Origin of the sequence: Sandaracinobacteroides sayramensis, from assembly GCF_022014495.1 — a bacterium.
Lineage (GTDB): Bacteria > Pseudomonadota > Alphaproteobacteria > Sphingomonadales > Sphingomonadaceae > Sandaracinobacteroides > Sandaracinobacteroides sayramense.
Map to the genome: position 1 here is coordinate 103,880 of NZ_JAKLSQ010000024.1, position 23,071 is coordinate 126,950.

At 66.1% G+C, this 23,071-nt stretch carries 25 protein-coding genes; 14 read left to right on the forward strand and 11 right to left on the reverse strand.

Annotated features, from left to right (window positions below; genetic code table 11):
- Positions 1–28 precede the first annotated feature (28 nt).
- The 6 genes from L6Q21_RS15775 to L6Q21_RS15800 all read left to right on the forward strand — a co-directional run bounded on the left by L6Q21_RS15775 (position 29) and on the right by L6Q21_RS15800 (position 6,530).
- Positions 29–1,915 (forward strand): ABC transporter ATP-binding protein, encoded by a 1,887-nt coding sequence (locus L6Q21_RS15775; RefSeq protein ID WP_237831704.1) that lies wholly within the window; start codon positions 29–31, stop codon positions 1,913–1,915.
- Positions 1,912–3,750 carry an ABC transporter ATP-binding protein gene (locus L6Q21_RS15780; RefSeq protein WP_237831705.1) on the forward strand — a complete coding sequence of 613 codons (1,839 nt, stop codon included), beginning with the start codon at positions 1,912–1,914 and terminating at the stop codon, positions 3,748–3,750. The genes L6Q21_RS15775 and L6Q21_RS15780 overlap by 4 nt, the downstream gene beginning before the upstream one ends.
- On the forward strand, positions 3,750–4,325 hold the full coding sequence (locus tag L6Q21_RS15785; RefSeq protein WP_237831706.1) for a GNAT family N-acetyltransferase: 576 nt from the start codon (positions 3,750–3,752) through the stop codon (positions 4,323–4,325). Before L6Q21_RS15780 ends, L6Q21_RS15785 begins: the two co-directional genes overlap by 1 nt.
- Positions 4,325–5,302: an aldo/keto reductase gene (locus L6Q21_RS15790; RefSeq protein WP_237831707.1), complete on the forward strand. Its 978-nt coding sequence runs from the start codon at positions 4,325–4,327 to the stop codon at positions 5,300–5,302. The genes L6Q21_RS15785 and L6Q21_RS15790 overlap by 1 nt, the downstream gene beginning before the upstream one ends.
- 127 nt (positions 5,303–5,429) lie before the next feature.
- Complete coding sequence (locus L6Q21_RS15795) at positions 5,430–6,032, forward strand: helix-turn-helix domain-containing protein (protein ID WP_237831708.1); 603 nt, start codon at positions 5,430–5,432, stop codon at positions 6,030–6,032.
- Between the two features lie 69 nt (positions 6,033–6,101).
- Entirely contained in the window at positions 6,102–6,530 is a 429-nt protein-coding gene (locus tag L6Q21_RS15800; RefSeq protein ID WP_237831709.1) for an RrF2 family transcriptional regulator, read from the forward strand.
- Here the strand turns inward: L6Q21_RS15800 and L6Q21_RS15805 are convergent.
- The 10 genes from L6Q21_RS15805 to L6Q21_RS15850 form a co-directional block, all read right to left on the reverse strand.
- Positions 6,487–8,235: an ABC transporter substrate-binding protein gene (locus L6Q21_RS15805; protein ID WP_237831710.1), complete on the reverse strand. Its 1,749-nt coding sequence runs from the start codon at positions 8,233–8,235 to the stop codon at positions 6,487–6,489. The two genes, L6Q21_RS15800 and L6Q21_RS15805, sit on opposite strands and share 44 nt — an antisense overlap.
- A complete protein-coding gene (locus tag L6Q21_RS15810; RefSeq protein ID WP_237831711.1) occupies positions 8,235–10,442 on the reverse strand; it encodes a TonB-dependent receptor family protein in 2,208 nt (735 codons plus the stop codon). Before L6Q21_RS15810 ends, L6Q21_RS15805 begins: the two co-directional genes overlap by 1 nt.
- Before the next feature lie 451 nt (positions 10,443–10,893).
- The gene (locus L6Q21_RS15815; protein WP_237831712.1) at positions 10,894–11,127 is read right to left on the reverse strand and encodes a hypothetical protein; all 234 of its coding nucleotides are present in this window, start codon (positions 11,125–11,127) and stop codon (positions 10,894–10,896) included.
- Positions 11,128–11,211: 84 nt separating this feature from the next.
- On the reverse strand, positions 11,212–11,364 hold the full coding sequence (locus L6Q21_RS15820) for a hypothetical protein (protein ID WP_237831713.1): 153 nt from the start codon (positions 11,362–11,364) through the stop codon (positions 11,212–11,214).
- Complete coding sequence (locus L6Q21_RS15825) at positions 11,364–12,722, reverse strand: LLM class flavin-dependent oxidoreductase (RefSeq protein WP_237831714.1); 1,359 nt, start codon at positions 12,720–12,722, stop codon at positions 11,364–11,366. The genes L6Q21_RS15820 and L6Q21_RS15825 overlap by 1 nt, the downstream gene beginning before the upstream one ends.
- The gene (locus L6Q21_RS15830) at positions 12,722–12,910 is read right to left on the reverse strand and encodes a hypothetical protein (protein WP_237831715.1); all 189 of its coding nucleotides are present in this window, start codon (positions 12,908–12,910) and stop codon (positions 12,722–12,724) included. The genes L6Q21_RS15825 and L6Q21_RS15830 overlap by 1 nt, the downstream gene beginning before the upstream one ends.
- 89 nt (positions 12,911–12,999) lie before the next feature.
- Positions 13,000–13,947 (reverse strand): serine O-acetyltransferase EpsC, encoded by a 948-nt coding sequence (epsC, locus tag L6Q21_RS15835; RefSeq protein ID WP_237831716.1) that lies wholly within the window; start codon positions 13,945–13,947, stop codon positions 13,000–13,002.
- Between the two features lie 17 nt (positions 13,948–13,964).
- Positions 13,965–14,759, reverse strand: coding sequence for an ABC transporter ATP-binding protein (locus L6Q21_RS15840; protein WP_237831717.1), 795 nt, complete (start codon positions 14,757–14,759; stop codon positions 13,965–13,967).
- Positions 14,760–14,763: 4 nt separating this feature from the next.
- Complete coding sequence (locus L6Q21_RS15845) at positions 14,764–15,570, reverse strand: ABC transporter permease (RefSeq protein ID WP_237831718.1); 807 nt, start codon at positions 15,568–15,570, stop codon at positions 14,764–14,766.
- A 14-nt stretch (positions 15,571–15,584) separates the two neighbouring features.
- Positions 15,585–16,910: a dipeptidase gene (locus tag L6Q21_RS15850; protein WP_237831719.1), complete on the reverse strand. Its 1,326-nt coding sequence runs from the start codon at positions 16,908–16,910 to the stop codon at positions 15,585–15,587.
- A 204-nt stretch (positions 16,911–17,114) separates the two neighbouring features.
- Here L6Q21_RS15850 and L6Q21_RS15855 point away from each other — a divergent pair, with 204 nt between their 5' ends.
- Positions 17,115–18,089, forward strand: a complete 975-nt coding sequence (locus L6Q21_RS15855; protein ID WP_237831720.1) for an aliphatic sulfonate ABC transporter substrate-binding protein — start codon at positions 17,115–17,117, stop codon at positions 18,087–18,089.
- A 30-nt stretch (positions 18,090–18,119) separates the two neighbouring features.
- On the opposite strand, the gene L6Q21_RS15860 is transcribed toward L6Q21_RS15855, so the two are convergent.
- On the reverse strand, positions 18,120–18,263 hold the full coding sequence (locus L6Q21_RS15860) for a hypothetical protein (protein ID WP_237831721.1): 144 nt from the start codon (positions 18,261–18,263) through the stop codon (positions 18,120–18,122).
- Between L6Q21_RS15860 and L6Q21_RS15865 the strand changes: the two genes are divergently transcribed.
- From L6Q21_RS15865 to L6Q21_RS15895, 7 genes are all read left to right on the forward strand, one after another.
- Positions 18,262–18,948 (forward strand): CoA transferase, encoded by a 687-nt coding sequence (locus L6Q21_RS15865; RefSeq protein ID WP_237831722.1) that lies wholly within the window; start codon positions 18,262–18,264, stop codon positions 18,946–18,948. The two genes, L6Q21_RS15860 and L6Q21_RS15865, sit on opposite strands and share 2 nt — an antisense overlap.
- Positions 18,945–19,592 carry a CoA transferase gene (locus L6Q21_RS15870; RefSeq protein ID WP_237831723.1) on the forward strand — a complete coding sequence of 216 codons (648 nt, stop codon included), beginning with the start codon at positions 18,945–18,947 and terminating at the stop codon, positions 19,590–19,592. Before L6Q21_RS15865 ends, L6Q21_RS15870 begins: the two co-directional genes overlap by 4 nt.
- Positions 19,593–19,602: 10 nt before the next feature.
- The gene (locus tag L6Q21_RS15875; RefSeq protein ID WP_237831724.1) at positions 19,603–20,637 is read left to right on the forward strand and encodes a hypothetical protein; all 1,035 of its coding nucleotides are present in this window, start codon (positions 19,603–19,605) and stop codon (positions 20,635–20,637) included.
- A 3-nt stretch (positions 20,638–20,640) separates the two neighbouring features.
- The gene (locus L6Q21_RS15880; RefSeq protein ID WP_237831725.1) at positions 20,641–21,396 is read left to right on the forward strand and encodes a carbohydrate porin; all 756 of its coding nucleotides are present in this window, start codon (positions 20,641–20,643) and stop codon (positions 21,394–21,396) included.
- Positions 21,397–21,405: 9 nt separating this feature from the next.
- Positions 21,406–21,639 carry a polysaccharide biosynthesis C-terminal domain-containing protein gene (locus L6Q21_RS15885; RefSeq protein WP_237831726.1) on the forward strand — a complete coding sequence of 78 codons (234 nt, stop codon included), beginning with the start codon at positions 21,406–21,408 and terminating at the stop codon, positions 21,637–21,639.
- Positions 21,640–21,720: 81 nt separating this feature from the next.
- Entirely contained in the window at positions 21,721–22,296 is a 576-nt protein-coding gene (locus L6Q21_RS15890; protein WP_237831727.1) for a hypothetical protein, read from the forward strand.
- A 116-nt stretch (positions 22,297–22,412) separates the two neighbouring features.
- Positions 22,413–23,069, forward strand: a complete 657-nt coding sequence (locus L6Q21_RS15895; protein ID WP_237831728.1) for a PepSY-associated TM helix domain-containing protein — start codon at positions 22,413–22,415, stop codon at positions 23,067–23,069.
- Positions 23,070–23,071 lie beyond the last annotated feature (2 nt).

Below are 23,071 nucleotides of genomic sequence, written 5' to 3' on the forward strand. Positions count from 1 at the left end.
ATATAGAGAAGCACGGATACGCAGCAGGATGACGGCAGCAGGAACAGGCGCGGCAACCAGCACCGGAGCGCCGGCCGCCACGTCCGTTTCAGGCGCGTTGGACGAGCTGGGAATCGACCGCGCCATCGCCCCGCGCACGCTGCGCCGTGTCGTCTCACTCGCCGGGCCCTATCGGCTGCGCTTCACGCTGGCGATGGCTGCGTGCCTCGTGGCGGCGCTGGCCAATCTCGCGCTGCCACTGCTTCTGGGCCATTCTGTGGACCAGGTTTCGCATATTCATCCAGGCGACGCCTTCGAACCCGGCCCGCTGTTGTGGACGGCCGGACTGCTGCTGCTCGCCACCGCGACGCGCGGCCTGTTCCAGATGATCGCGGGCTACCAGGCTGAAACCGTGGGGCAGAATATCGGGCGCGATCTGCGCCTCGCCTATTTCGAAAAGCTGCAACGGCTGGAGTACAGCTTCCATGACCGCATCCATTCCGGTGACCTCATCACGCGCGGCATGCTGGATCTGGAAGGCGTGCGCGGCTTTCTGGAAGTCGGCGTGCAGCGCATCGTGCAGCTGGCACTGTTGCTGGGCGTCGGCGGCTGGCTGATGCTGCGGCGCGACACCGTGCTGGCGCTGCTAATCCTGGGCTCGGTTCCGCTGATCGGCCTGCTGGCGGGGCGGATGGGCATTCGCCTGCGCCTCGCCTGGACCCGATTGCAGCAGCGGATGGCGGTGCTGACCAGGGTGATGGAGGAAAATCTGCAGGGCGCGCGGCTGGTGCGGGTGTTTCCCGCGCGGGACCAGCAGATGCAGCTGTTCGACGAGGCCGCCGAGGCGGCGATGGGCTATGCCAACCAGCGGATCGAGGTGCGCTCGCTGTCGATGGCGCAGATCAACGGCGTCTATTACGCGGCCATGCTGCTGGTGCTGGCCGTCGGCGCGTCACGCGTGCAATCCGGGCAGATCAGTGTCGGCAACTTCGCCGAATTCCTCGCCTATATGACGATCCTGCAAGTGCCGGTGCGGCAGATCAGCATGATCATGAACGCGGCAGCCCGCGCGGTCTCCTCGGGCGCGCGCCTGTTCGAGATCCTGGATCGGGAGCCTTCCATCCACGACACGCCCGGCGCCCTTCCCCTGCCCGTCGGGCCGGTCGCGCTGCAGGTCGAGCATGTCTCGTTCCGCTATCAGGGGGCCAATTATCCCGTGCTGCGCGATATCGATTTCACCGTCGTGCCGGGCCGGGTGCTGGGGATCGTGGGCCCGGCGGGTGCCGGCAAGTCCAGCCTCGCACATCTGATAGCCCGCTTCTACGACGTTACCTCCGGTGCCATCCGCATCGGCGACGTCGACATCCGCGACGCCACGCTGGATTCGGTGCGGCGGCAGGTGGCGATCGTGCAGCAGGATGTGTTCCTGTTCGACGACAGCCTTGCCGCCAACATCGCCTACGGCGAACCGCTCAGTCCCGGCGAGCGTGTCCGGCAATCGGCCGCCGTCGCCCAGCTGGAGCCGCATGTCGCGGCGCTTCCTCTGCGCTATCGCACACGCGTCGGAGAACGCGGCAGCGGCCTGTCGGGTGGGCAGCGCCAGCGCGTGGCCGTCGCCCGCGCCCTTGCAACCGACGCCTCGGTGCTGATCCTCGACGATGCCACCTCCGCGCTCGACGCCGCCACCGACCATGCCTTGCGAGACGCCCTGCGCCGATTCACTGCGGCCCGCGCCACCATCGTCATTTCCCATCGCGTCGCCTCCGTCGCTCACGCGGACGAGATACTGGTGCTGGAACAGGGCGCCATCGTCGAACGCGGCACGCATGACGAGCTGCTGGCACTTGGCGGCCATTATGCCGGCCTCCACGCCATGCAGACCCGGCGCGAACCCGACGACTCAACCCCCGCGACCTCGCAAGAGCTGGTGCCATGACCACCCTGCTCTCCCGCGACGCCGATGCCGAACTGGAGCGCGAGGACGAAGCCGCGCGAACCGCGCTGCTGTCCGAGCGCGAGCAGATCTTCGGCCGCTTCGAATCCGGCCTGTTCGGGCGGCTGAAACCATTCGTCCGCCCGCATCGCACGCTTCTGCTGGCGGCCATCGTTGCCATCCTCTGCTTCGTAGCGGCGCAGCTCGCCATCCCGCTGCTGATCCGTGCAACTGTGGACAGCATCACCGGCAAGGCGGGCAGCTATCCGCTGGCGTGGGTGTTCGCGGCGTTCGCGCTGCTGGTGCTGCTGAACTCGCTTGCCAATTACTGGAGCGACATGACGGCCTCACGCTTGGCCCAGCGCATCATCTTCGATCTGCGCCGCGCCATGTTCGCGCATCTGCAACTTGTGTCTCAGGGCGCGATGGACGGCAGCCATGTCGGCCGCATCATGTCGCGGCTGCAGGGCGATGTGAACGCGGTGCAGGAATTCTTCGAAACCTCCGTGACGGCAGTGGGCGATTTCGTCCTGCTGTTGGGGATCGTGATCGCGCTGTTCCTGCTGGAATGGCGGTTGGCCCTCCTCACCCTGCTGCTGGCGCCCATGCTGCTGGCGGTGCGTGCGCTGTGGCTGCCCCGCGCCCGTGCCGCCTTCACGGGCGCGCGCGACAGCAGTTCCATAGTGAACGGTGCCCTGGCGGAAAACATCAACGGCGTTCGCGTGGTACAGGGGATGCGCCGCGAGAAGCTGAACCTGGAGGATTTCGACCGCAAGGCGACCGCCAACCGCGATGCGCAGCTGCGCGCGGCCTGGTCGGCACAGGTGCTGGTACCGGCGGTGGACATCGCGACCGGCCTTGCCATGGTGATCGTCACGCTGGGCGGCGGCTGGCTGCTGTGGCAGGGCCGGATCGACATCGGGGTCGTCGTCGCCTTCATCTTCTATGTGCAGCGCTTCTTCGATCCCGTGCGCACGCTCTCCCAACAATATACCATGGCGCAGCGCGCCGCGACGTCGGCGCGGCGCATCTTCGAAGTCATCGACGTGCCGCTGGAGATCATGGAGAAGCCCGGCGCGCCCGCGCTCCGCGGCGATCCGCCCACGGTGGAATTCCGCGACGTACGCTTTGGCTACCAGCGCGGCCGCCCGATCCTCGACGGTTTCAACCTGACGGTCCACGCTGGAGAGACGCTTGCCATCGTCGGCCCCACCGGCTCGGGCAAGAGCAGCGTCGCGGCGCTCGCCTGCCGGCTGTACGACGTGTGGGATGGTGCGGTGCTGGTGGGCGGACAGGATCTGCGCGACGTGTCGCGACAGTCCATCGGGCGCAAGCTGCTGATGGTGTTGCAGGAACCGTTCCTGTTCACGGGCACCATCGCGGACAATATCCGCTTTGCCTCAAACGCCACGCGCGCGCAGATTGTGGCGGCTGCGAAGGCGGTGCAGGCGGATGCCTTCATCACCGCGCTGCCGCAGGGCTATGATACGCCCCTGGACCAACGCGGGCAGAATCTGTCGGTCGGCCAGCGCCAGCTGATCAGCTTCGCGCGCGCGCTGGTGGCCGACCCTGCCATCCTGATCCTGGACGAAGCGACCGCCAGCATCGACAGCGTGGCCGAGGCCCGCATCCAGCAGGCGCTGCGCGTGCTCCTGAAAGGCCGCACCGCGATCCTGATCGCTCACCGCCTCGCCACAGTGCGCGACGCGGACCGCATCATCGTGCTGCAGGACGGCGCTATCCTGGAACAGGGCAGCCCGATCGAATTGCTGGCGTCGGGCGGGCTTTATGCCGGGTTGTACCGGCACAATTTCGAATCCTTCGATGAGGCCGGGTAATGATGATCCTGCGCGACGCACTGCCCCGGGATTCCGATGCGCTTGGCGAGCTGCACGTCCACAGCTGGATCGAAAGCTACACCGGGCTCATCGATCCGCAGATCCTTTCCGGCCTGTCGGTGCCAGACCGGTCGGCAAGCTGGCGGCGGATGATCGAGACGCCCCAGCCGCGCAGCCGAATCCTCCTCCTGGAACGGGAGGGCGCGCTGCTGGGCTTCGGTGCCGCGGGCGCACAGCGCAATCGTTCGCTGGCTAGCCAGGGCTATGACGGCGAGATCGCAGCGATCTACCTGCTGAAGGCCGCGCAAGGCACCGGCGATGGACGGCGGCTGTTCACGGCGCTCGCGCAGTCGCTGGCGGAGCAGGGCTTTCGCGCCCACGCCCTCTGGGTCCTCACGGAAAACCGGCCGGCGCGCGGCTTCTATGAGCGGTTGGGCGGCCGGCTGCTCAGCCTGTCGCGACCGCTGCCGCATCTCGGCGGGCCAGAAGAGGTTGCCTATGGCTGGCGCGATCTCCGCCCCCTGCCTGCAAACCCCGACAATCCGAACTGCACCAACAGGAAAGGCACAGGATAATGACTGCATTCTCACGCGAAAGCATCGGCCTTCAGGGCTATGGCTGCATGGGCCTATCCAACAGCTATGGCCGGGCCGACGACGCCGCCTCCATCCGCACCATCCACCGCGCGCTGGAACTGGGCGTGACGTTGATCGACACCGCCAATGTCTATGGCGCTGGCCACAATGAGGAACTGGTCGGCAAGGCGCTGGCCGGCAAGCGCGACAAGGTGGTGCTCGCGACGAAATTCGGTCTGCGCCTGCCGAGCGACCCGGAAGAGCGGCGGGTGAACGGCTCGCCTGCCTATGCGCGCGCCCGGCTGGAGGAGAGCCTGCGCCGCCTGAATGTCGACTATATCGATCTCTATTATCTTCACCGGGTCGACCCGCTCGTCCCCATCGAGGACAGCGTAGGCGAGCTCGCGAAGCTGAAGCAGGAAGGCAAGATCGGCGCGATCGGACTGTCCGAAGCCAGCGCCGACACGCTGCGCCAGGCGCAGGGGGTGCATCCGATCGCGGCGCTGCAAAGCGAATTCTCGCTGTGGGAGCGCCATGTAGAGGCCGACATTCTGCCCACCGCCAACGAACTGGGCATTGTCTTCATCGCCTACAGCCCGCTCGGCCGGGGTTTCCTCGCCGGATCGCAGCCCACGGAAGCTGACGACCGGCGCCACCATCACCCTCGCTTCCAGCCCGGCGCCGTTGAAGCCAATGCCGCGCGTCGCGCCACCATCGAAGCGGTGGCAGCACGCCACGGCGTCAGCATCGCGCAGGTCAGCCTCGCCTGGGTGATTGCGCGCGCCACCGTGCCGATCCCCGGCACCCGCCACATCGCGCACCTCGAAACCAATCTTGCCGCCAATACGCTGGCGCTCAGCGCAGAAGATATCGCCGAGCTGGAAGCCGCCTTCCCAGTCGGCTCCACCGTCGGCGAACGTTATCCGGCAAGCGCGCTGGCGACGGTGCCGCGCGAACCCGTAGCGCAGGCCGGTTGAAAGAGAGTCTATCAGCCATAGTCAACCAGATTGATTGACAAGAATCGGGACCGCACACAGCTTTGGTCCCAATCTCGAAGCAGGAACGGGCATGGCGCGAAACCCAACAGGCGAAGGCGGAACTGGCGTGCTGAAGGCACGCAGCTCCTCCCCATCGGCTGCCGAAATCGCGCCGCTGGTCGCTCGCCGGTTTGAAGCGCTTGTTCAGCGTGAGCAGCTCGATCTGGACAGGCTGTCCCGTCTGTCTGGCATCCGGCAACCGTTGCTGGGGGCCATCGTCCGCGGGGAGGTTGAGCCTAGCGTTGACCTGCTGTGGAAGATCGCGAATGCGCTTGGGGTCCAGATCGGCGCCCTGCTCTCGCCCGGTCCTGCGCCCGATTTCGAACTCGTGCGCGCGGGCGAGTCCAGGCGCTTTTCCTCGCGCGACGGCAGCTTCATCTCCCGCCCGCTGTCGCCCTTCGCGGCCAGCTCTCCGGTCGAATTCTACGTCATCGCGCTGGAGGCGGGCGCGGAACAGCAGTTCCACGCCCACGCGCCGCGCACGACGGAGAATATCGTCGTCCATTCGGGCTCCGTCGAAATCCGCATCGGCCGGGAGCCGCCGCACCGGCTTGAGCCCGGCGACAGCATCTATTTTCAGGCCGATGTGCCGCACAGTTACCGCAATGTCGGCACCGATGAGGCTCAGCTCTATCTTGTCATGATTTACCGGAGCCTCCCCGGCATCTGAGCTGTCAATTGCCAGCTTTCGCACGGACGGCTATGCCCTCGCCTCCAGCGAGGCGGCCGATCAGTCACGATGTTATCGAACAAGTCGAAATATGGCCTGAAGGCCATGATGCATCTGGTGGGCGGCGAAGGGCCGATCCTGGCTGAAACCATCGCGCGTGAACGCAATATCCCGCGCAAATTCCTCGACCTGATCTTGCTGGAACTCCGTCGTGCGGGGCTGATCAACGGCAAGAAGGGCAAGGGCGGCGGCTACAGCCTTGCGCGGCCGCCCGAGCACATCACCGTCGGCCAGGTGATCCGCATCCTCGAAGGCTCGTTCGCCCCCATCGGCTGCACCAGCCGCACGGACTACAAGCCCTGCAAGGACTGCCCGGACGAGGCCGCCTGCCAGATTCGGGACCTGATGATGGATGTGCGCGACCAGATGTCCATGGTGCTCGACAACACCAGCATCATCGCTCTGGAGACGCGGCTGACGCGGGCGCAGCGACTTTAGCAGGGTCTTCGAGCCACACGCCCACGAACAAGGGCGTGTTGTGCGAGGTATCGAAGATCACGCCACGCACACGCTTGTTGTACGCGATCATATGGTGGCTCTCGGTCGAGGGCACTGCCGGCACCAGTTCCGTCAGCCGCCTCTGCGCCGCGCTGTAGAGCCGCTGCTGTTCGGCCTGATCCGTCGTCTGCCGCGCGGCATCCAGCAACCCGTCGAGTTGCCGGTCGCGCAGACGCGACCCGTTCTGGCCAATGACCGTGGCGCTGGGCACAGCGCTGCTGTGGTACATAATCGTCAGCCCGTCAGGGGTATTGGTGTGCCAGTAGCCGCCGCTTCCGGCATCGAAATCGCCCCGCCGCCGCCGCTCCATCGCGGTTGCGGCCGGCACGATCTCCAGCTTCAGGTCGAAGCCCACCTTCCGCGCATCGGACTGCACTGCCACCGGCAACTGGGGCGGGCCTCCTGCTTCCGCGATCATGAGCGTAGCCTCAAGCCGGCGGCCGTCCTTGACACGATAGCCCTCGGCGTCCCGCTGGGACCAGCCGGCTTCATCGAACAGCCGATTGGCCGCCTTCACGTCATAGGCCAGCGCCTCGGTGAAGGCAGGGTCGTAATGGCGGGTGTTGGCAGCCAGGAAATCGCTCTTCGGCACCTGCACCCCAAAGCCGAGGATGCGTGCCAGCCCGTCCCGGTCGATGGCCAGCGCCAGCGCCCTGCGGATACGCACATCGTCGAACGGCGGCCGCTCTACATTGAACGTGATGCTGCGGAACGGATTGCCCTTGCGCACGCGGGTTCGGAATATGAGGTTTGGGTCCGCCCGGATCTGCCGCGCCACCGGCGCGGGCGCATCCAGCGTGAAATCATGCTCGTCGCGCCCCAGCGCCCAATAGCGAGACATCGCATCGGGAATGATGTCCAGACGGATACCGTCCAGATAGGCCGGCCCCTTATGGCGGATGACCGTCGGCGACCAGTTGTAATCGGGTCTCCGGACAAAGGTCGCGCCCTTCTCCCGCTCATAGCGGGTCAGGATGAAAGGCCCTGAGCCTATGGGATGCTCGGCGATGGATTTCGGGTTTTCGCGAATCTGTTTCGGTGAAATCATGCTCAGCCAGGATTGCGCCAGCACATCCAGGAAGGGCACGTAGGGCTCGCTCAGCGTCGCTTCGAACGTATATTCGTCCACCACCCGCCCGCTCTTGTAGGGGCGGATATAGAAGGCCGCGAGCGGCGACTTGGTGGCCGGATCACGCATATGCTCCAGGTTCAGCAGCACCGCTTCGGCATTGAACCTCGTGCCGTCGCTGAAAGTCACATCATCCCGCAGGTGGAAGGTGTAGGTTTTGCCGTCGGGCGAGATGCTCCAGGATTTCGCCAGCCAGGGAGAGATGTTGCCGGCCTCGTCCTGATAGACCAGCGCATCGTAGATCAGCCGTCCGAGCCATTGGGTGTTGCCGTGCGAGATGGCATGGACATCGAAGGTGTTGGTGTCCAGCTGCACGGAAGCGCGCAACGTCCCACCCGGCCGGCCTCCTTCCGTCTGGTGGAAGTCTGACGCGGGATAGACCAGCACGCCGTTCCGGACCTCGCCGCTGTCCTTCCAGTCGTTCGGATTCAGCTCTCCGCCGGGGCGGTCAACCCCGGCGGAACAGCCGGCCAGCAGCAAGGCCAGCACGACAGGCGCAAAACGGCGCAGAGTCATCAGAAGTTGACTGTCGCACCGGCGAAGATGCCGCGCCCCTCGCCTGGGTAGAAGACATTGCTGTCGACACCGTTCAGCTTATATTGTGGTGAGATCGCAGACACATAGGCCTTGTTGCCGATATTGCGCAGGTCCACATAGAATTTGAACCTGTCCTTCGGATCTTCATAACCGGCCCGCCCCCCGAAAATCGCATAGGAGGGGGCGCTCAGCGAGTTCTGATAATCCACATAATAGCTGGAGGCCGCACGGATGTTGCCGCCGATGTAGAAGCCCTTCGCGTGATCGAATTGCAGCTCGGCCTGATAGACCCGGCGCGGAAGCCCGGGCAGTTCGTTGTTTCCGAACTCGGCATCGTCCCGATAGCGGAAATCGTTTAGCGTGAAAGCCTGCCGCAGGCTGAGGTTGCTGCCGTCCCTGCCGCGCCACAGCTTCGCGGTGAGCGCTGCTTCGATACCTTGGTGCAATGTATTGTCGGCATTGGCTTTCACGATCACGGCGTCGGTGACCTGCGTGGCCTGTGCCAGCACGATTGTCAGCAGTTCATCGGTGATATTGGCGCGATAGACGGTCAGGCTGCCATTGAAGATATCATTGGCCAGCCGGATCCCGGTTTCGAAGGTTGTCGCCTTCTGCGGCCTAAGATCCCGAACATAGGCCGTGGAAGACCCCCCAAGGCCCCAGGTCGACGAAGGATCGATGGAGCGGCTGATGTTGCCTACCAGCTGCAGATCCCGCGACAGCTGATACCGCAGACCCACCCGGGGTGCGAGCAGTGTGTCTGTCCGGTCCACTGCGCGCCCGAACGGCGTCCTGTTGGGGTTTTCGGGTGCGGAATAGATGACCCGGACATTCCGGCGTGCCTGTACCACCGCCAGCCCGGTGGAGAGCCAGAGGTCATTGGGACCCTTTACCAGTTCCAGGTCGTTGCTGGCGCTCCACACCCGATCGAACGAATGATTGTAGGCCACATGGTTGAACAGATAATCCGTCCCTCGATTGTAGGTCCGCGCTTCCCCGCTGGTGTTGGTGGTGTTGCTGAAGCTGAAGGCCGTGTTGCTCTCGAGCCCGAACCATGTGTCGGATCGGTTGTAGCGCAACGACAGCGTGAGGTCCTTCCACGTCCAATAGGCCGGACGGGCCGAATATCGCCAAGCATTGATGTGCGGGAAGTAGCTGAAACCGAACCCGATTTCGAGGCGGGAATCGTCTTCGAAATTGAAGCCGTTGGTCAGCCCAATCAGGAAGGACCCCTTCTTCTTGCGCGCGGAGATCACCGTCAGCTGCCGCGGATCGGCTTCCAGTTGCGCCAGCGTCAACGTCGTGCCGTTGACATATTGCTCGTTGCGATAGCGGAAGTTGAGGCGGACATCATAAACCGGGCTGAAGCGATAACCGACATTGGCGATGATATTGTTGCCCCGTCCCCAGTTGGTGATCGGTTCTCCGCCGTAGGTGCCTTCACGATAGCCGTCGCGGCGCTCATGCTTCACGGCCAGAAAATAGTCGCCATTCTCGGTGGTCAGCCCGACGCTCGCCTGCGCCTGCACATTGCCGAAGCTGCCGCCTGACACGCTGACCCGGAAGCCCGGCGCGGTCGCACCGGTGTGGGTGGAGTAGTTGATGGCCCCACCCAGCGTCGCCGCCGAGTAGCGGAAGGCGTTCGCGCCATAAAGCACTTCGGTGTAGTTCACCGCCGCGCCGTCCAGCATTTCATCAGGCGTCCCCCCGGGGCCGGTCAGCGGCAGGCCATCGTAGAGGAACTTGATCCCTTCGCGGAAATAGCCCGGCGACGTCTGGATGCCGGAGCCTCGAATTGAGATTTTGACTGCGCCGGTGCCGTCGGCCGCCTGCGCGAAGACGCCGGGCTGGAAGGCGAGAAGGTCTTCCAGATTGCCGGAGCGGCCCTTCTCCACCTCGGAACTGTCGATGATCGAAACAGCCCCGGCGGTATCTCGGGCGGCCTTTTTCGCTTCCGCCAGCCGCTCGCGGTCGCCAATCACCAGAATGTCCTGATCGGAGGAAGCAGCATTGTCAGCCGCTTCGAGCGCACCGGCCGCATCGCCGCCGTCCGTATCGGGCGCCGCATCTCCACGCGCCAGCACAGGGCCGGCCCAGGCAAGAGAAAGTGCGGTGGTCACCAGCATCGGCGATAGGGATGTGGAAAAGCGGCTGCGGGCGGTCGGGTGGCGTCGAATGCTGGACATTTTGGCAATATTCCCCCTGAGGACGCGCACGCCCCCCATGGTTGGACCCAATGGTTGAACTGGTCGTTTTGAACGCAGCGCGGCCGTTGTCGGGATACGCATGGGGCGGCGGCTCGCCGCGCCGCAGAGAGGTCTTATAATCTATCAAAACAGTCGATAATAAATTCCTATTATGCGCTGATAGATTTTGTTTTCTGTCGCTTATGTTTTAAAATTATGATGTATATCAATATATTGAATAATATTTTCCGCAATTCGAACCTGCGCGTCCGGCTGAACAGTATCTCGGAATAATATATTAATTCGAAAACCTGGCATGATGCGACATCGTTTGTGCGTCTATCTGAGAAGGCTTCAGTCCCTGGATTTTGGCAAGCGCGGTACTGGCCGCCGCGGTCAAGCGGCCTGGGTGATCGGTCGATCCGATGGTTCCCGGTTCCGCGCCATAAGTTCACCCAATCGGGATGCGCGACACGCTCAGCACGGCCCGCCGGATCTGCGTCAGGTCCATGTCCGGCTTAAGCTCAATGACGTCCGCGTCGATAACCGGGAAATCCGCATCAGCGGCTCCCAAGCGGCGCTGGCCAGAAGTGCCGCAGGAAGAGTAGCCAAAACCACGCCTGCGGCTCTCTTCATTTCTTCGGGAATGGCCGCCTCGTCCAATGCATTGTCCGAAACTTGCCATTGGTTCAGGCGCCAAACCAATTGAAGATGACAGGAACAGATTAGTGGACTCGCCTGAGCCCGATGGCACTGCCGCGCCCGATCGTCAGCCGGCCAGGATGGTGGCGCCGGTATGGATTACCACGTCGTCCTCGATGATCGGATGCCAGGCCAGCCGCGAGCCGGGATGGGTACTGCGCCAGCGCTCACGCGCTTCGCCGAGATCCGCGACGGCGAGATCGATTGTGGACGCGGGCATCAGACAGCTTCCGACCTGCGCTGCCGAGTTGGCGCGCGCGTGACGGCGGGCCGGGCGAGCCCCAGATGATCACGCAGCGTCCGCCCTTCATAGTCGGTGCGAAACAGCCCTCGCCGCTGCAGCTCGGGGGTAACAAGATCGGCAAAATCCTCGAGCCCGCCCGGCAGCGTCGGCGGCAGCACGTTGAAGCCGTCTGCTGCACCGGCCCGGAACCAGTCCTCGATCTGGTCCGCCACTTGCGTCGCATTGCCGACAACCACCCAATGCCCGCGCGCCGCCGTGATCCGGCCGACCAGCTGGCGGACCGTCAGATTGTCGGCCCGGGCGATGTCGGCGAACAATTGCTGGCGGCTTTGCCACCCTTGTGTCTTTGGCGCTTCGGGCAAGGGCCCGTCGAGGTCCGCGCCCGACAGATCCCAGCCGATCATCGCCGAAAGCAGGCCGACGCCGACTCGTGGGTCGACCAGCGCCTGCAGTTCCTCATAGCGCTCACGCGCCTCTGCCTCGGTCGGCGCGACATAGGCGGTGATGCCGGGCATCACCAGCACATCGTCGCGCCGGCGCCCCAGGGCCTCGGCCTGGTCCTTCAGCCCTTGCGCGAAGGCGATCGCATCCGGCTTCAGCTGCTGCGCGGTGAACACCACATCGGCCGTTTCGGCTGCCAGCGCCTGCCCGTCCGCCGAGGAGCCCGCCTGCACCAGCACCGGGTGCCCCTGCACCGAACGCGCCCACTGCGCCGGGCCGGCAACGTCGAAATACGTGCCATGGTGGGCGACGGGCTGCACCTTGCGCGTGTCGAAGAAGCGCTGGTTCTGCTGGTCGAGCAGTATGGCGTCGTCGTCGAAACTGTCCCACAGCTTGCGCACCACTTCCACATACTCCGCCGCCCGTTCGTAGCGGTGGGCATGCCCCAGCTGTTCTTTCAGGCCGAAATTGCGCGCCTCCACGTCGGTGCCGGAGGTGACGAGGTTCCACCCGGCCCTTCCGCCGCTCAGATTGTCGAGCGAGGCAAATTTTCGCGCGGCGTGATAGGGGGCGAGGTAGGTCGCGGACACCGTCGCCACCAGCCCGATGTGCCGGGTGACGGGGATCAGCGCCCCCAGCAGCGTCAGCGGCTCGAAATGATAGACAAGGGCTGACTTCTCCGCGAGCGGGTGCAGGCCGGCCAGCAGCCCCACGTTGTCGGCGAAGAAAAGCGCGTCGAACTTCGCGCGCTCCGCCGTGCAGGCGACCTGCTGGTAATGCTCCAGCCGGAACAGTTGCGCCGGATCGACCGAAGGGTGCGCCCAGGAGGCGAGGTGGTGCCCCACCCCCTGGATGAACGCGCCGAGGCGGAGCTTGCCGTCTGCTGCGGGCATCAGAAGCTGACCTTTGCGGCGACGCGATTGCTGCGCGGATCGCCCGGCAAGTCGATAGAAGGGGAAACCGCGTTCACGGTGCCGACGCCCACGAAATAGCTCTTGTCGAACAGGTTCCGCCCCCAGAAGCTGGGGGGCCAGCAGCCATCTGCCGCGCGCACGCCTTTTTCCGACACCTTGAACTGCATTCCCTGGCCCTTTGTTTTTGACGGCTATCGCTATTTGTTCGGGTGAATTATCGGCCGCGCCTGCCCCGGCCGAGCGGGCTGTTTCAGCATCAGATGCTCTCGGTTCGCCTCCTGCTGCGGATCGCCAGCACGGGCTTGCCCTGGCTGACGCTGCTCTCGGGAGGCACGTCCTGCATCAGCCAGACATTGCCGCCGATCACCGAGCCCGCCCCGATGACGACCCGCCCCAGGACCGTGGCGCCGGCGTAGATGATCACATTGTCCTCCACGATCGGGTGCCGGGCCTGTCCCTTGCGCAGCGCCCCGTCCGGCCCGGCGGTGAAACTGCGCGCGCCCAGCGTGACGCCTTGGTAGATGCGCACCCGGTTGCCGATAACCGCGGTCTCGCCGATCACCACACCGGTGCCATGGTCTATGAAGAAGCTGGCGCCGATGGTAGCACCCGGATGAATGTCTATTCCCGTGCGGCTATGGGCGATTTCCGAAATGATGCGCGCCACAAGAGTCGCTCCCAGCCGGTAGATGAGGTGCGCCAGCCGGTGGTGGATGATGGCGATGAGGCTGGGATAGCAGAGCAGCACCTCGTCCACGCTGCGCGCGGCGGGGTCGCCATCGAACGCGGCCTCCACGTCGGTGTCGAGCAGGCCGCGAAGTGCTGGCAGTTCGGCAGCGAAGCTGGCCACCAGCTGAGCGGCGTCCGGCCCGGTCGTGCCTTCCGACCAGTAGGCGAACTCCAGCGCAGTCTGCTGCTCCAGTCTCCGCAATGCGAAGGCCAGCGTGTCCGCGACGAAGCGGTCCTCATTTTCCGCCAGAAGGTCCGGCGGGCCCAGGCGCAGCGGGAACAGCGCCGCCACGAGCGCGTCCATCGCTGGCTCGATCACGCGGCGCGACGGGAAGGCGATGGCGCCCACCTCGCGGTGCTGGAGCTGCGAGGCGCGCCAGCGCGCACGCGCAGCCTTCAGGCGATCGGCGATGCCGGTGATATCGAGCGGCGGGGCGACCCCGCCCTCGCCATCCGCCAGCGCGGAGCTTTCCATTTTCAGGCCGCCCACCCTCAGGCCGTCGCCACGTCGGGGTCGATCAGCCGCAGGTGGACATTGCCCGGCTCGCTACGTGCGGGGCTCGCCGGCGCCAGTTCCACGCCCAGTGCCTTCAGCAATTCCCAGCGAAGCTCCTGAAAGGCCTGCAAGTCCGTCCGGCGCGGGCGTTCGAGGCCGATCGGCAGGTCCAGCGTGATGCGGCCCGCCTCCAGCACCAGCGCGCGATCCGCCAGCAGCAACGCTTCATCGACATCGTGGGTGACGAGCAGCACGGCCGGGCGATGCTCCTTCCAAAGCGCCTCGACGAGCCCGTGCGCGCGCATGCGGGTGAGCGCGTCGAGGGCAGCGAAGGGCTCGTCCAGCAGCAGCAGATCCGGTTCGCGAACGAGGGCGCGGGCCAGTGCCACGCGCTGTCCCTCGCCCCCAGACAGGGTGGCCGGCCAGGCGTCCAGCCGGTGCGCCAGCCCCACTTCGCGGAGCGCGGCCTCCGCCCGATGTCTGGGCGCCGCGCCCTTCAGACCCAGCGCGACATTTTCCCAGACGCGCTTCCACGGCAGCAGGCGCGCCTCCTGAAAGGCGATGGCGCGGGCCGTCGGCGCGCTCAACTCCCCGCTGTAATCCTGGTCGAGGTCGCCGAGCGCCCGCAGCAGCGTGGTCTTGCCGCTGCCCGAACGCCCGAGCAGCGCGACGAACTCGCCCGGCCGGATATCGAGATCGAGGCCGTTCAGAACAGGCGAAGGGCCGAAGCTGCGCGTGAGGCCGCGCAGCCTGACGACGGGCGGTTCGGCAGCAGGGATTTGCTCGCGCATCGGATCAGCCTTTCACGAAACTGGGGCGCCAGCTGAGCAGGCGGGATTCCAGCAGACGGACGACGCCGTCGGCGGCAAGGCCGATCGCCGCATAGACCAGCAGGCAGACGACGATCACATCGGTCTGCAAGAAGTCCCGGGCGTTGTTGATGAGGTATCCGAGGCCGGCCGACGCGTTGATCTGCTCGGCGATGACGAGGCTGAGCCAGGAGATCGTCAGCGCCATGCGGAAGCCCAGCAACAGGCCGGGCATCGCACCGGGCAGGATGATGTGGCGGATGAGCCCCCATTGCGAGAGCCCGAAGCTGCGCCCCGCCTCGACGAGCTTCGCATCCACCCCGCGAATGCCGCTGTAGAGGTTGAGATAGACCGGGAAGGTGACGCCGAGCGCGATCAGCGCGATTTTAGCGACTTCTCCGATGCCGAACCAGACGATGAACAGCGGAACCAGCGCCAGAAACGGAAGGGTGCGCAGCATCTGCACGGGCGGGTCTATGGCGACTTCGCCGCGCTTCGAAAGCCCGGCGACGAGCGCCAGCGCGATGCCGACGGCGGTGCCGATCGCAAGGCCCGTCAGCGCACGGCCTAACGACACCATCAGGTTGTTGAGAAGCTCGCCGGACGCCAGCAGCTCCAGGAAGGTGGAGAGCACCGCGCTCGGCGCGGCGAGGATGCGGGGCGGGATCACGCCGGTCCGGCTGCCGAGTTCCCAGAGCAGCAGCAGCACGATCGGCGAAATCGCCCGCGGCGGGATTCGCCAGCTGCTGCCTAGCGGCTCGACGCCGACCGGAGTGACCGGTTGGGATGCCATGCCCGTCTCCTTCGCTACGGCCGAGCGACGGCGGCCCGCCGCTCGGCATCCGCCAGCACGCGCAGCAGGTTTTCGCTCCACAATTTCCGGATGTCTGCGGCCGAATAGCCGCGCTTCAGCAGCTCGGCGGTGACGGCCGGCGCCTGCGAGACATCCGCCCAGCCGATGACGCCGCCGCCGTGGTTGAAGTCCGACGACAGCGCGACATGGTCGATGCCGATGCGGCGGACGGCGTGATCGACGTGATCGATCAGTTGCGCCAGCGTCGCCTTCGGCTCCTCGCCGCGGATGGCGTAGTAGGCCCTCGTGTATTCCGCCTGCCGTTCCGCCGAAAGCACTGGCCCGCCGGCCGCGTTCAGGCCGAACGAGCGTTGCAGCTCGGCGATCTTCCGCGTGGTGCTCGCGCCGTCGGGCCGCAGATAGGCGCTGAAGGCATTGATCGCGACGACGCCGCCATTGGCTTTCAGCAAATCCAGCTCCGCGTCACCGAGGTTGCGGCCGACGTCGACCAGCGCGCGTGCCGAACTGTGGCTGGCGAGGACGGGCGCGCCTGAGGCCGCGACCGCCTGCGCGAAGGCCTTCGATGAAAGCTGGCTGACGTCGACGACGACGCCCAGCCGGTTCAGCTCCGCGATCGCTGCCTTGCCGGCCGGAGAAAGCCCGCCCCAGCGCTCCGGTGCCTCTCCGCGCGGAAGAGAAGGACGGCTGCTGTCGGCCAGCGCATTGTGGCCGGCGTGCACCAACCCGAAGATGCGGACGCCGCGCTGCTGCCAGGCGGCGATCTCGCCCGGCGTGGTGGCGAAGGCGCCGCCGTTCACGATCGTCTTCACCACCGCCAGTTCGCGGCCGGCGTTGATCGCGCGGACGTCTCCGGCGCTCCGCGCCAGCCGGGCGCCGCCGGAAGCGACCAGTCGATCGATCGCGGCCTCGCGCGCCAGCGCCTCGGCCTCGGCTTTCTGCCGTTCCTCGGCCGTGTCGGGCCCTTGCGCCGCGAATATGGCGAGGCCGGCAGTGCGCAGACCGCCGCGCCGGGCCAGGTCCAGTGAAAACTGGCTCTCGGCGGGCGGCAGTGCGGAGAGGCCGAGGGACGGTGGAATGTCGATGTGCGGATCGAAAGGCTGGGCCGCGGCATGAACTTCGGCAACTTTCGCCGGGCTGAGCGCAGGATCGGGCGCTCCATAGGCTTTGCCTGTCGCCAGCAGAAGCAGCGCGAAAGCCGCCGTCCACGAGAAGCGCGGCGGGCGGACGGGAGGGGGGCCGCCCTCGTCCCTCGCACGGGCCAGCGGTGCGATCGGAAGGGCTGCGTCTGAGGAGGAGACTTCCCGGAGGATGGTCGCCATGCACATCTCCATCGGCTCGAGGGCCTTGCGGGGTGCCTGACGATGTCGTCTCAGCGGGAGCGGCTTTTCCGGCCGTGGGTGGAAGCTAGATCGGGGCGCGAAGCAAGGTAAAGAAAACTAATCTATTCAGTAGACAATAACCGCTACGGGGACTGTCGTCGGTCGATTTGCGATGCAGGCATCTTCTTGTGGGAGGCAGGGCGCATGATGGAAAGCCGTCGACGGTTTCTGGGAATTCTAGGCGGCCTGTCCGCTCTGCCTGCGCTTGCCGCCTGCACGCGCCAGGCGGAAAAGCTGGCGATCGGCTTCCAGCGCAACGGCATCCTCTTTATTGCCCGGCTTCGCGGAGAGCTGGACAAGCGGTTGCAGGCCCGCATCGGCGTGACGCCCCAATGGGTGGAGTTTCCCTCCGGCCCACCGCTCATCGAGGCGATGAGTGCCGGGGCCGTCGATTTCGGCGCGGTCGGGGACACGCCGGTGGTCTATGCGCAGGCCGCAGGGCTCAGCCTGAATCTGGTGGCCGGAAAGGTCTATGAAGGCGGCATCGCCAACTCATTCCTGACCGGGCCGCAGAGCGGCATCCGCTCCGCCGCGGATCTGAAGGGCCGCCGCATAGGCTACACCCGCGGCTCCTCCGCCGAGGTGACCGCGCTGGTGGCTCTGGAGGACGCCGGACTGAGCGCGAACGACGTGGAGCGGGTGTTCCTGGCGCCAGGAGACGGGGTGAGCGCGCTGGAGCGCGGATCGATCGACGCCCTCTTCACCTGGGACCCGTTCTTCAGCATCGCCGAAAAGCGCTTCGGCGCGAGGGAAGTCCGCTTCGATCGGGCGGGCCTGCTCGCAACGATCCTCTATATCGCGCGCACGAAGCTGGTCGAGCAGCAGGCGCCGCTTCTCTTCGCCTTTCTGGACGAACTGGAAGGAGAGGCGGACTGGGCCAATGCCAACCAGCCAGAGGCGCGCAAACTGCTGGCTACGGCCTCCCGAATGCCGGACGCGGACATTGCCGCGATGCTCGCCCGCACCGGGGCGAATCCGTTCGGGCTGGAACCACCTTCCGAAAGGCTGGTGAAGAACCAACAGCGCGTCGCCGACACCCTGCTGAAAGGCAGCTCCATCCAGCAGCCAGTCGATGTGCGGCAGATCGTCTGGCACGGCTGGAAGCCCGCGCAGCCCTGATCCGAAGGCATGTCCGCGGGCGAGGATGGGTCAAAAATGGGGAAAGGCCGGCAGCGGCCCGGACATCAGGGCCAGCAGGCCGTGGACGCTGACGACCGAAAGCAGCACGCCGACTGCAGGCACAAGGGCTGGCAGCCACTTCCGCGTCGGCTCGGCGATGACGATCCCGGCCATGGGTTCGGCGCTCGGGGCCGCCGCCATCTGGCGCCAGCGCACCGGGCAGGCACAGGATCTGACGGTGGACCTGCGGGAATCCATCTACAATGTGAATCCGCTGATCGGCGCCATCAAGCTGCTGGCACAGCGCGACGGGCTGGTCGCGGCCGCGAGCGACATCCCGCGCGACTTCGTGATCCCGACGGTGAACGGCCTGATGCTGCAAGCGCCGCTCGGGCTTGGAAACCCGGTCTCCTTCGTCCCCTTCGAAACGAAGGACGGCCGCTTCTTCAACCTCACCGGCATTTACCCGCACCTGATGGATCGCGCCCTCAACACGCTGAAGTCGCAGCCGGGTCAGGAGAATATCCGCAAGGCCTTCAAGCAGGTGAACGCCTTCGAGTTCGAGGAGGAACTGGCGGCCAATGGCGGCGTCGACGTCGTCCACCGCACGCGCGCCGAATGGCTGGCGCATCCCGAAGGCAAGGTGCTGGCGGCCACGCCGCTCATCGAGATCGTCAAGATCGCCGACGGCGCCCCCGTGCCCTGGAGCGCCGACCCGACGCAGCCCCTCTCCGGCCTCAAGATGCTGTCGAACACCCATGTCATCGCCGGCACCTGTTCGTCGCGTACGCTCGCCGAATATGGCGCGGAGGTGCTGCACATCGCGCGCGACCAGGCGTCGAGCATGAAGCGCTGGTGATCGACGTCAACGTCGGCATGCGCTCCACCTTCGTCGACCTGCGCAACGCGGAGCAGAACAAGCGGCTGAAGTCGCTGGTGCCCGAAACCGATGTGTTCGTGGAGAACTATCGGCTCGGCACGCTCGACCGTCTCGGCTTAGGCGCGCAGGAACTGGCGAACGGCCACAAGGGCATCATCTACCTGTCCTGCAACGCCAACAGCATGACCAGCCCCTGGGCCAATCGCGGCGGCTTCGACATGGAGGGGCTTTCCACCTCCGGCTTCACCGTCGAGGAAGGCGCCGGCGGCCCGCCGCGCTTCCCGCCGACGCTGGTGATGAACGACTATATCGCCGGCTATCTGGGCGCCGCCGGCGTCATCGCCGCGCTCCGCCGCCGGGCGAGGGAGGGCGGCAGCTACCATGTCCGCGTCAGCCTCACCCGTGCCGCCATGTGGTATGCAAGCCTCGGCCGCTTCCCGAACACAGGCTTCGACCTTTCCGGCGCGGACAATCGGCTGATCTCGCCCGAAATCCTCGTGGCGCAGACACCCTATGGCGAAGTCCGGCGGCTGGGGCCGCAGGTGAAGCTTTTCCGCACGCCGGGGCGCTGGCGCACGCCGCTGGTGGCCGTGCGCGGCGGCGACAAGGTGGCCTGGGCCTAAGGGAACCGACATGACCCGTATATTGCTGCTCTCCGCCGCTCTGGCGGCCGCCCCGGCGCTCGCACAGCAGGCCCCCTCGCCCGCCGTCACCGCAGACGCGACTTCGGACGCCGCCGCCGAGGCTCTGCCGCCACTTCTGGATGGCTCGCTTTCCGTCGAAGGCGATCTGCAAGAGGATTCCACACCGCAGACCAGCCTCACCAACGCCCACCCGACGCTGCCACCGTGGTTCGCCTTCAAGAAACGGTTCGAGCAGCGCACCGGCATCAGCTTCGGCGGCTCCTACGGCGTATTGGTGCAGAACTATTCCGACAGTCTGGTCGACGAGAAAACGGCGGTCGGCCACAAATTCACCTTCAACGCCTCCGCCGCGCTGCTGAACCGGGGCAAGCCGAACCAGCTCAGCTTCGACATCGCCATAGAAGACAGGCCGCCGATCTTCGGGTCGGACAATGCGCCTCTCGCCGGGGGCGTCCTCGCCGGCTCGGGCGTGCCTCTGGCCGCCACCTGGGGTGACTTCTCGCTGGGGATCACCCAGGCCTATATCCGCCAGACGGTGGCGGGCGGGCGGCTGCAATATACCGTCGGCAAGATCTTCGCGCCGAACTTCGTCAACGCCTATCCCTTCTTTGACGACAACCGCCAGTTCCTCAGCATGGCCTTTTCCACCAGCCCCACCATCGCCAGCCCGCTTCGCGGCGCCGGCTTCGTGGTGGCCGCCTATCCGGGCAGCGGCAGTCTTGGAAACCTCTATGTGAAGACCGGGATGTTCACCGCCAATTCCAGCGACACGGGCTGGACGGTGGACGACTTCTTCAGCCGCAACGAGCATTTCTACTTCGTGGAACTGGGAAGCAGCAGCTTCGCCCGACGCCCGGCGCCGATCCACGCGCGCGGCCCGATGGACCGCAACAACCTCCACGTCACGCTCTGGTACCGCGACCCGCTGAAACCGCGCGGCCCCGGCGACATCACCCGCCCGCAGGACAAGGCCTATGGCCTAGCGTTCAATATCAACCAGATGGCGAACGACAATCTGATGTGATTCGTGCGCGGCGGCCTCGGCACCGGCGGCTTCGCGGAAATCAACCTGACGGGCGGCTTCGGCTGGCGCCCCGCCAGCCGCACGGCGGACCTGCTGGGCGTCGGCATCGGCTGGTCGAAGCCGAACGACGCGCAGATCCCCCTGCCGCTCCCCTTCGACCTGCGCGACCAGGGCACGGCGGAAGTCTTCTATCGTCTGGCCATCACCCCGAATTTCGCCGTCACCCCGGTCTATAAACTGGTCGTCAACCCCAGCCTCAATCCCACGACGGATACGCTGTGGTGCTCAGCTTCCGGGCTCGTGTCGCCTTCTAAAGGCGAACGAACCCCGCAGTGGAGCCACGGCGAGGGGGCATGGAAGCGGTTGGCGCGCCGCCCGGAGGGGCTGGTGGCGATCGCCATCGCCGGGCAGGCGCTGGGGCTCCTCGTCACGCTGGTCGCGGCGCGGGCGTTCGGCGTCGAGGCGTTCGACGCCTATGCCCTTGCCGCTTCGCTGTTCATCCTGCTTGCGACCATGGCGCCGCTCGGCGGCGAAAAGCACGCTCTGCGCCATCTCCCCGCGCTGTTCGGCGAAGGCCCGCTCGGCAGGGCGCGAGGGCTGCTGCGCTTCGGCGCCGCCCAGGCCGGAATCGCCGCGCTCCGAGGGGAGCTCCTGCGGTGGCTGCTGCCGCTGGTCTTCACCCTGCTGTTGCTTTTCATCGGCTTTGCCGGCCCGATCCTCGCCCTGTTCCGGCCGAGCTTCGCCAACGGCGGCCAATAGCCGCTGCGGTTGCTCGCGCTTGCGAACGCCGTGACGGTGCTGCTGGCTCTCACCCCCACCCTGCTGAAGTTCCAGTCGCAAAGCCGCGCCACCTACCGCATCCTCGTCACCGCCGCCTGCGCGGAACTGCTGTTGCTGCTGTTCATGATCCCGCGTCTCGGCGCGACGGGTGCCGCCCTCGCCTATCTCCTCGCCATGAGCGGCATGTATGCCGCCTTCTGGGTGAAAGCCCGGCCAGCCTGACCAACCCCACGCGCCCGAACCCATGGCAAGGGTGCAAGCCGCCGCTTTTCAACGCCAACCAGCCGCCGCTAGATGAGGACCATGATGCAGCCACCCCCCGTCCAGCTTTCCGAAGAGTCGGATTGCCATGCGATGACGCTCTCCCTCGCGGAGGCGCGTTATCTCTTCGAGGCCCCCGCCCTCGACCCGATGGCCGGCAGCCATCTCGGCCAGTCGGGCGTGGACATGGTCCTGCAACGGCTGAAGCGCCAGAAGCTGCCGCGCGAAACGCCGCTTGCTCTCAGTATCCGCCTGCCCACCGCGCAGGCCGGCGCGGACAGCGAAGCCCAGTTGCAGGCGGCGCTCAGCGCCTATACCGCCGCGCAGATCGCCAGCGAGGAGGACGGGCTGAAGCTGCTGCGCCGGGAAACCGGGCAGTCCCTGCGGGTGGGCGGCCTGTTTCTGGCCGTCTGCCTCACATTGTCGGCGCTGGTCGATCTCTTCACCTTCCTGCCGCCTTTCGCGCAGACGCTGCTGCGCGAAAGCCTGGTCATCGCCGGCTGGGTCGGGCTCTGGCATCCGCTGGACCTGCTTCTCTATTCCTGGTGGCCCGCCCGCTTCCGCATCGGGCTGCTGAACCGCCTGAAGACGGCCCGCGTGCAGCTCCAGCCGGATTGACCCCGCCAAGCCCCGCCGCAACGGAAGCGACACGGATTTTACTCCACCGAAATATTATTACTCCATGCTGTTGCGAATGAGTTGCACTTATTCCCGGCAGGCGATAGCAGGCCATCATGCACGGCACTGCTGCCCCTCCCCCGGACAAGACCGCCAAGGCCAAGCGCGCCTTCTGGCTGAAGCAGTTGCACACATGGCACTGGATCAGCTCGGCCGTCAGCCTGGTCGGCCTGCTGCTGTTCACCGTCACCGGGATCACGCTGAACCACGCCGGCCAGATCGAAGGCAAGCCCGTCACAGTCGAACGGGAAGCGCAACTCCCCGAAACCCTGCGCCCTCTCGTCGCCGCGCGCGAAAGCGAAGGCGCGGACAAGCAGGAACGGCCGCTGCCGCCCGAAATCGCCGCCTGGCTGCGCAGCGAACTGGATGTGAAGCCGCGCGCCACCGCCGAATGGTCGGCCGATGAAATCTACGTCCCCCTCCCCCGCCCCGGCGGCGACGGCTGGGTGGCGATCGACCGGGAAAGCGGCGAGGTGCTGGCCGAAACCAGCTCGCGCGGGGCGATCTCCTATCTGAACGACCTGCACAAGGGCCGCAACACCGGCACCGCCTGGTCCTGGTTCATCGACATCTTCGCGGTCGCCTCGCTGGTGTTCGCGATCACCGGCCTCGTGCTGCTGTGGCTCCACGCCCACCGCCGCCCGTCCACCTGGCCGCTGGTGGGCCTGGGCCTGCTGTTGCCGCTCCTCCTCGCCATGTTCTTCATCCACTAGGA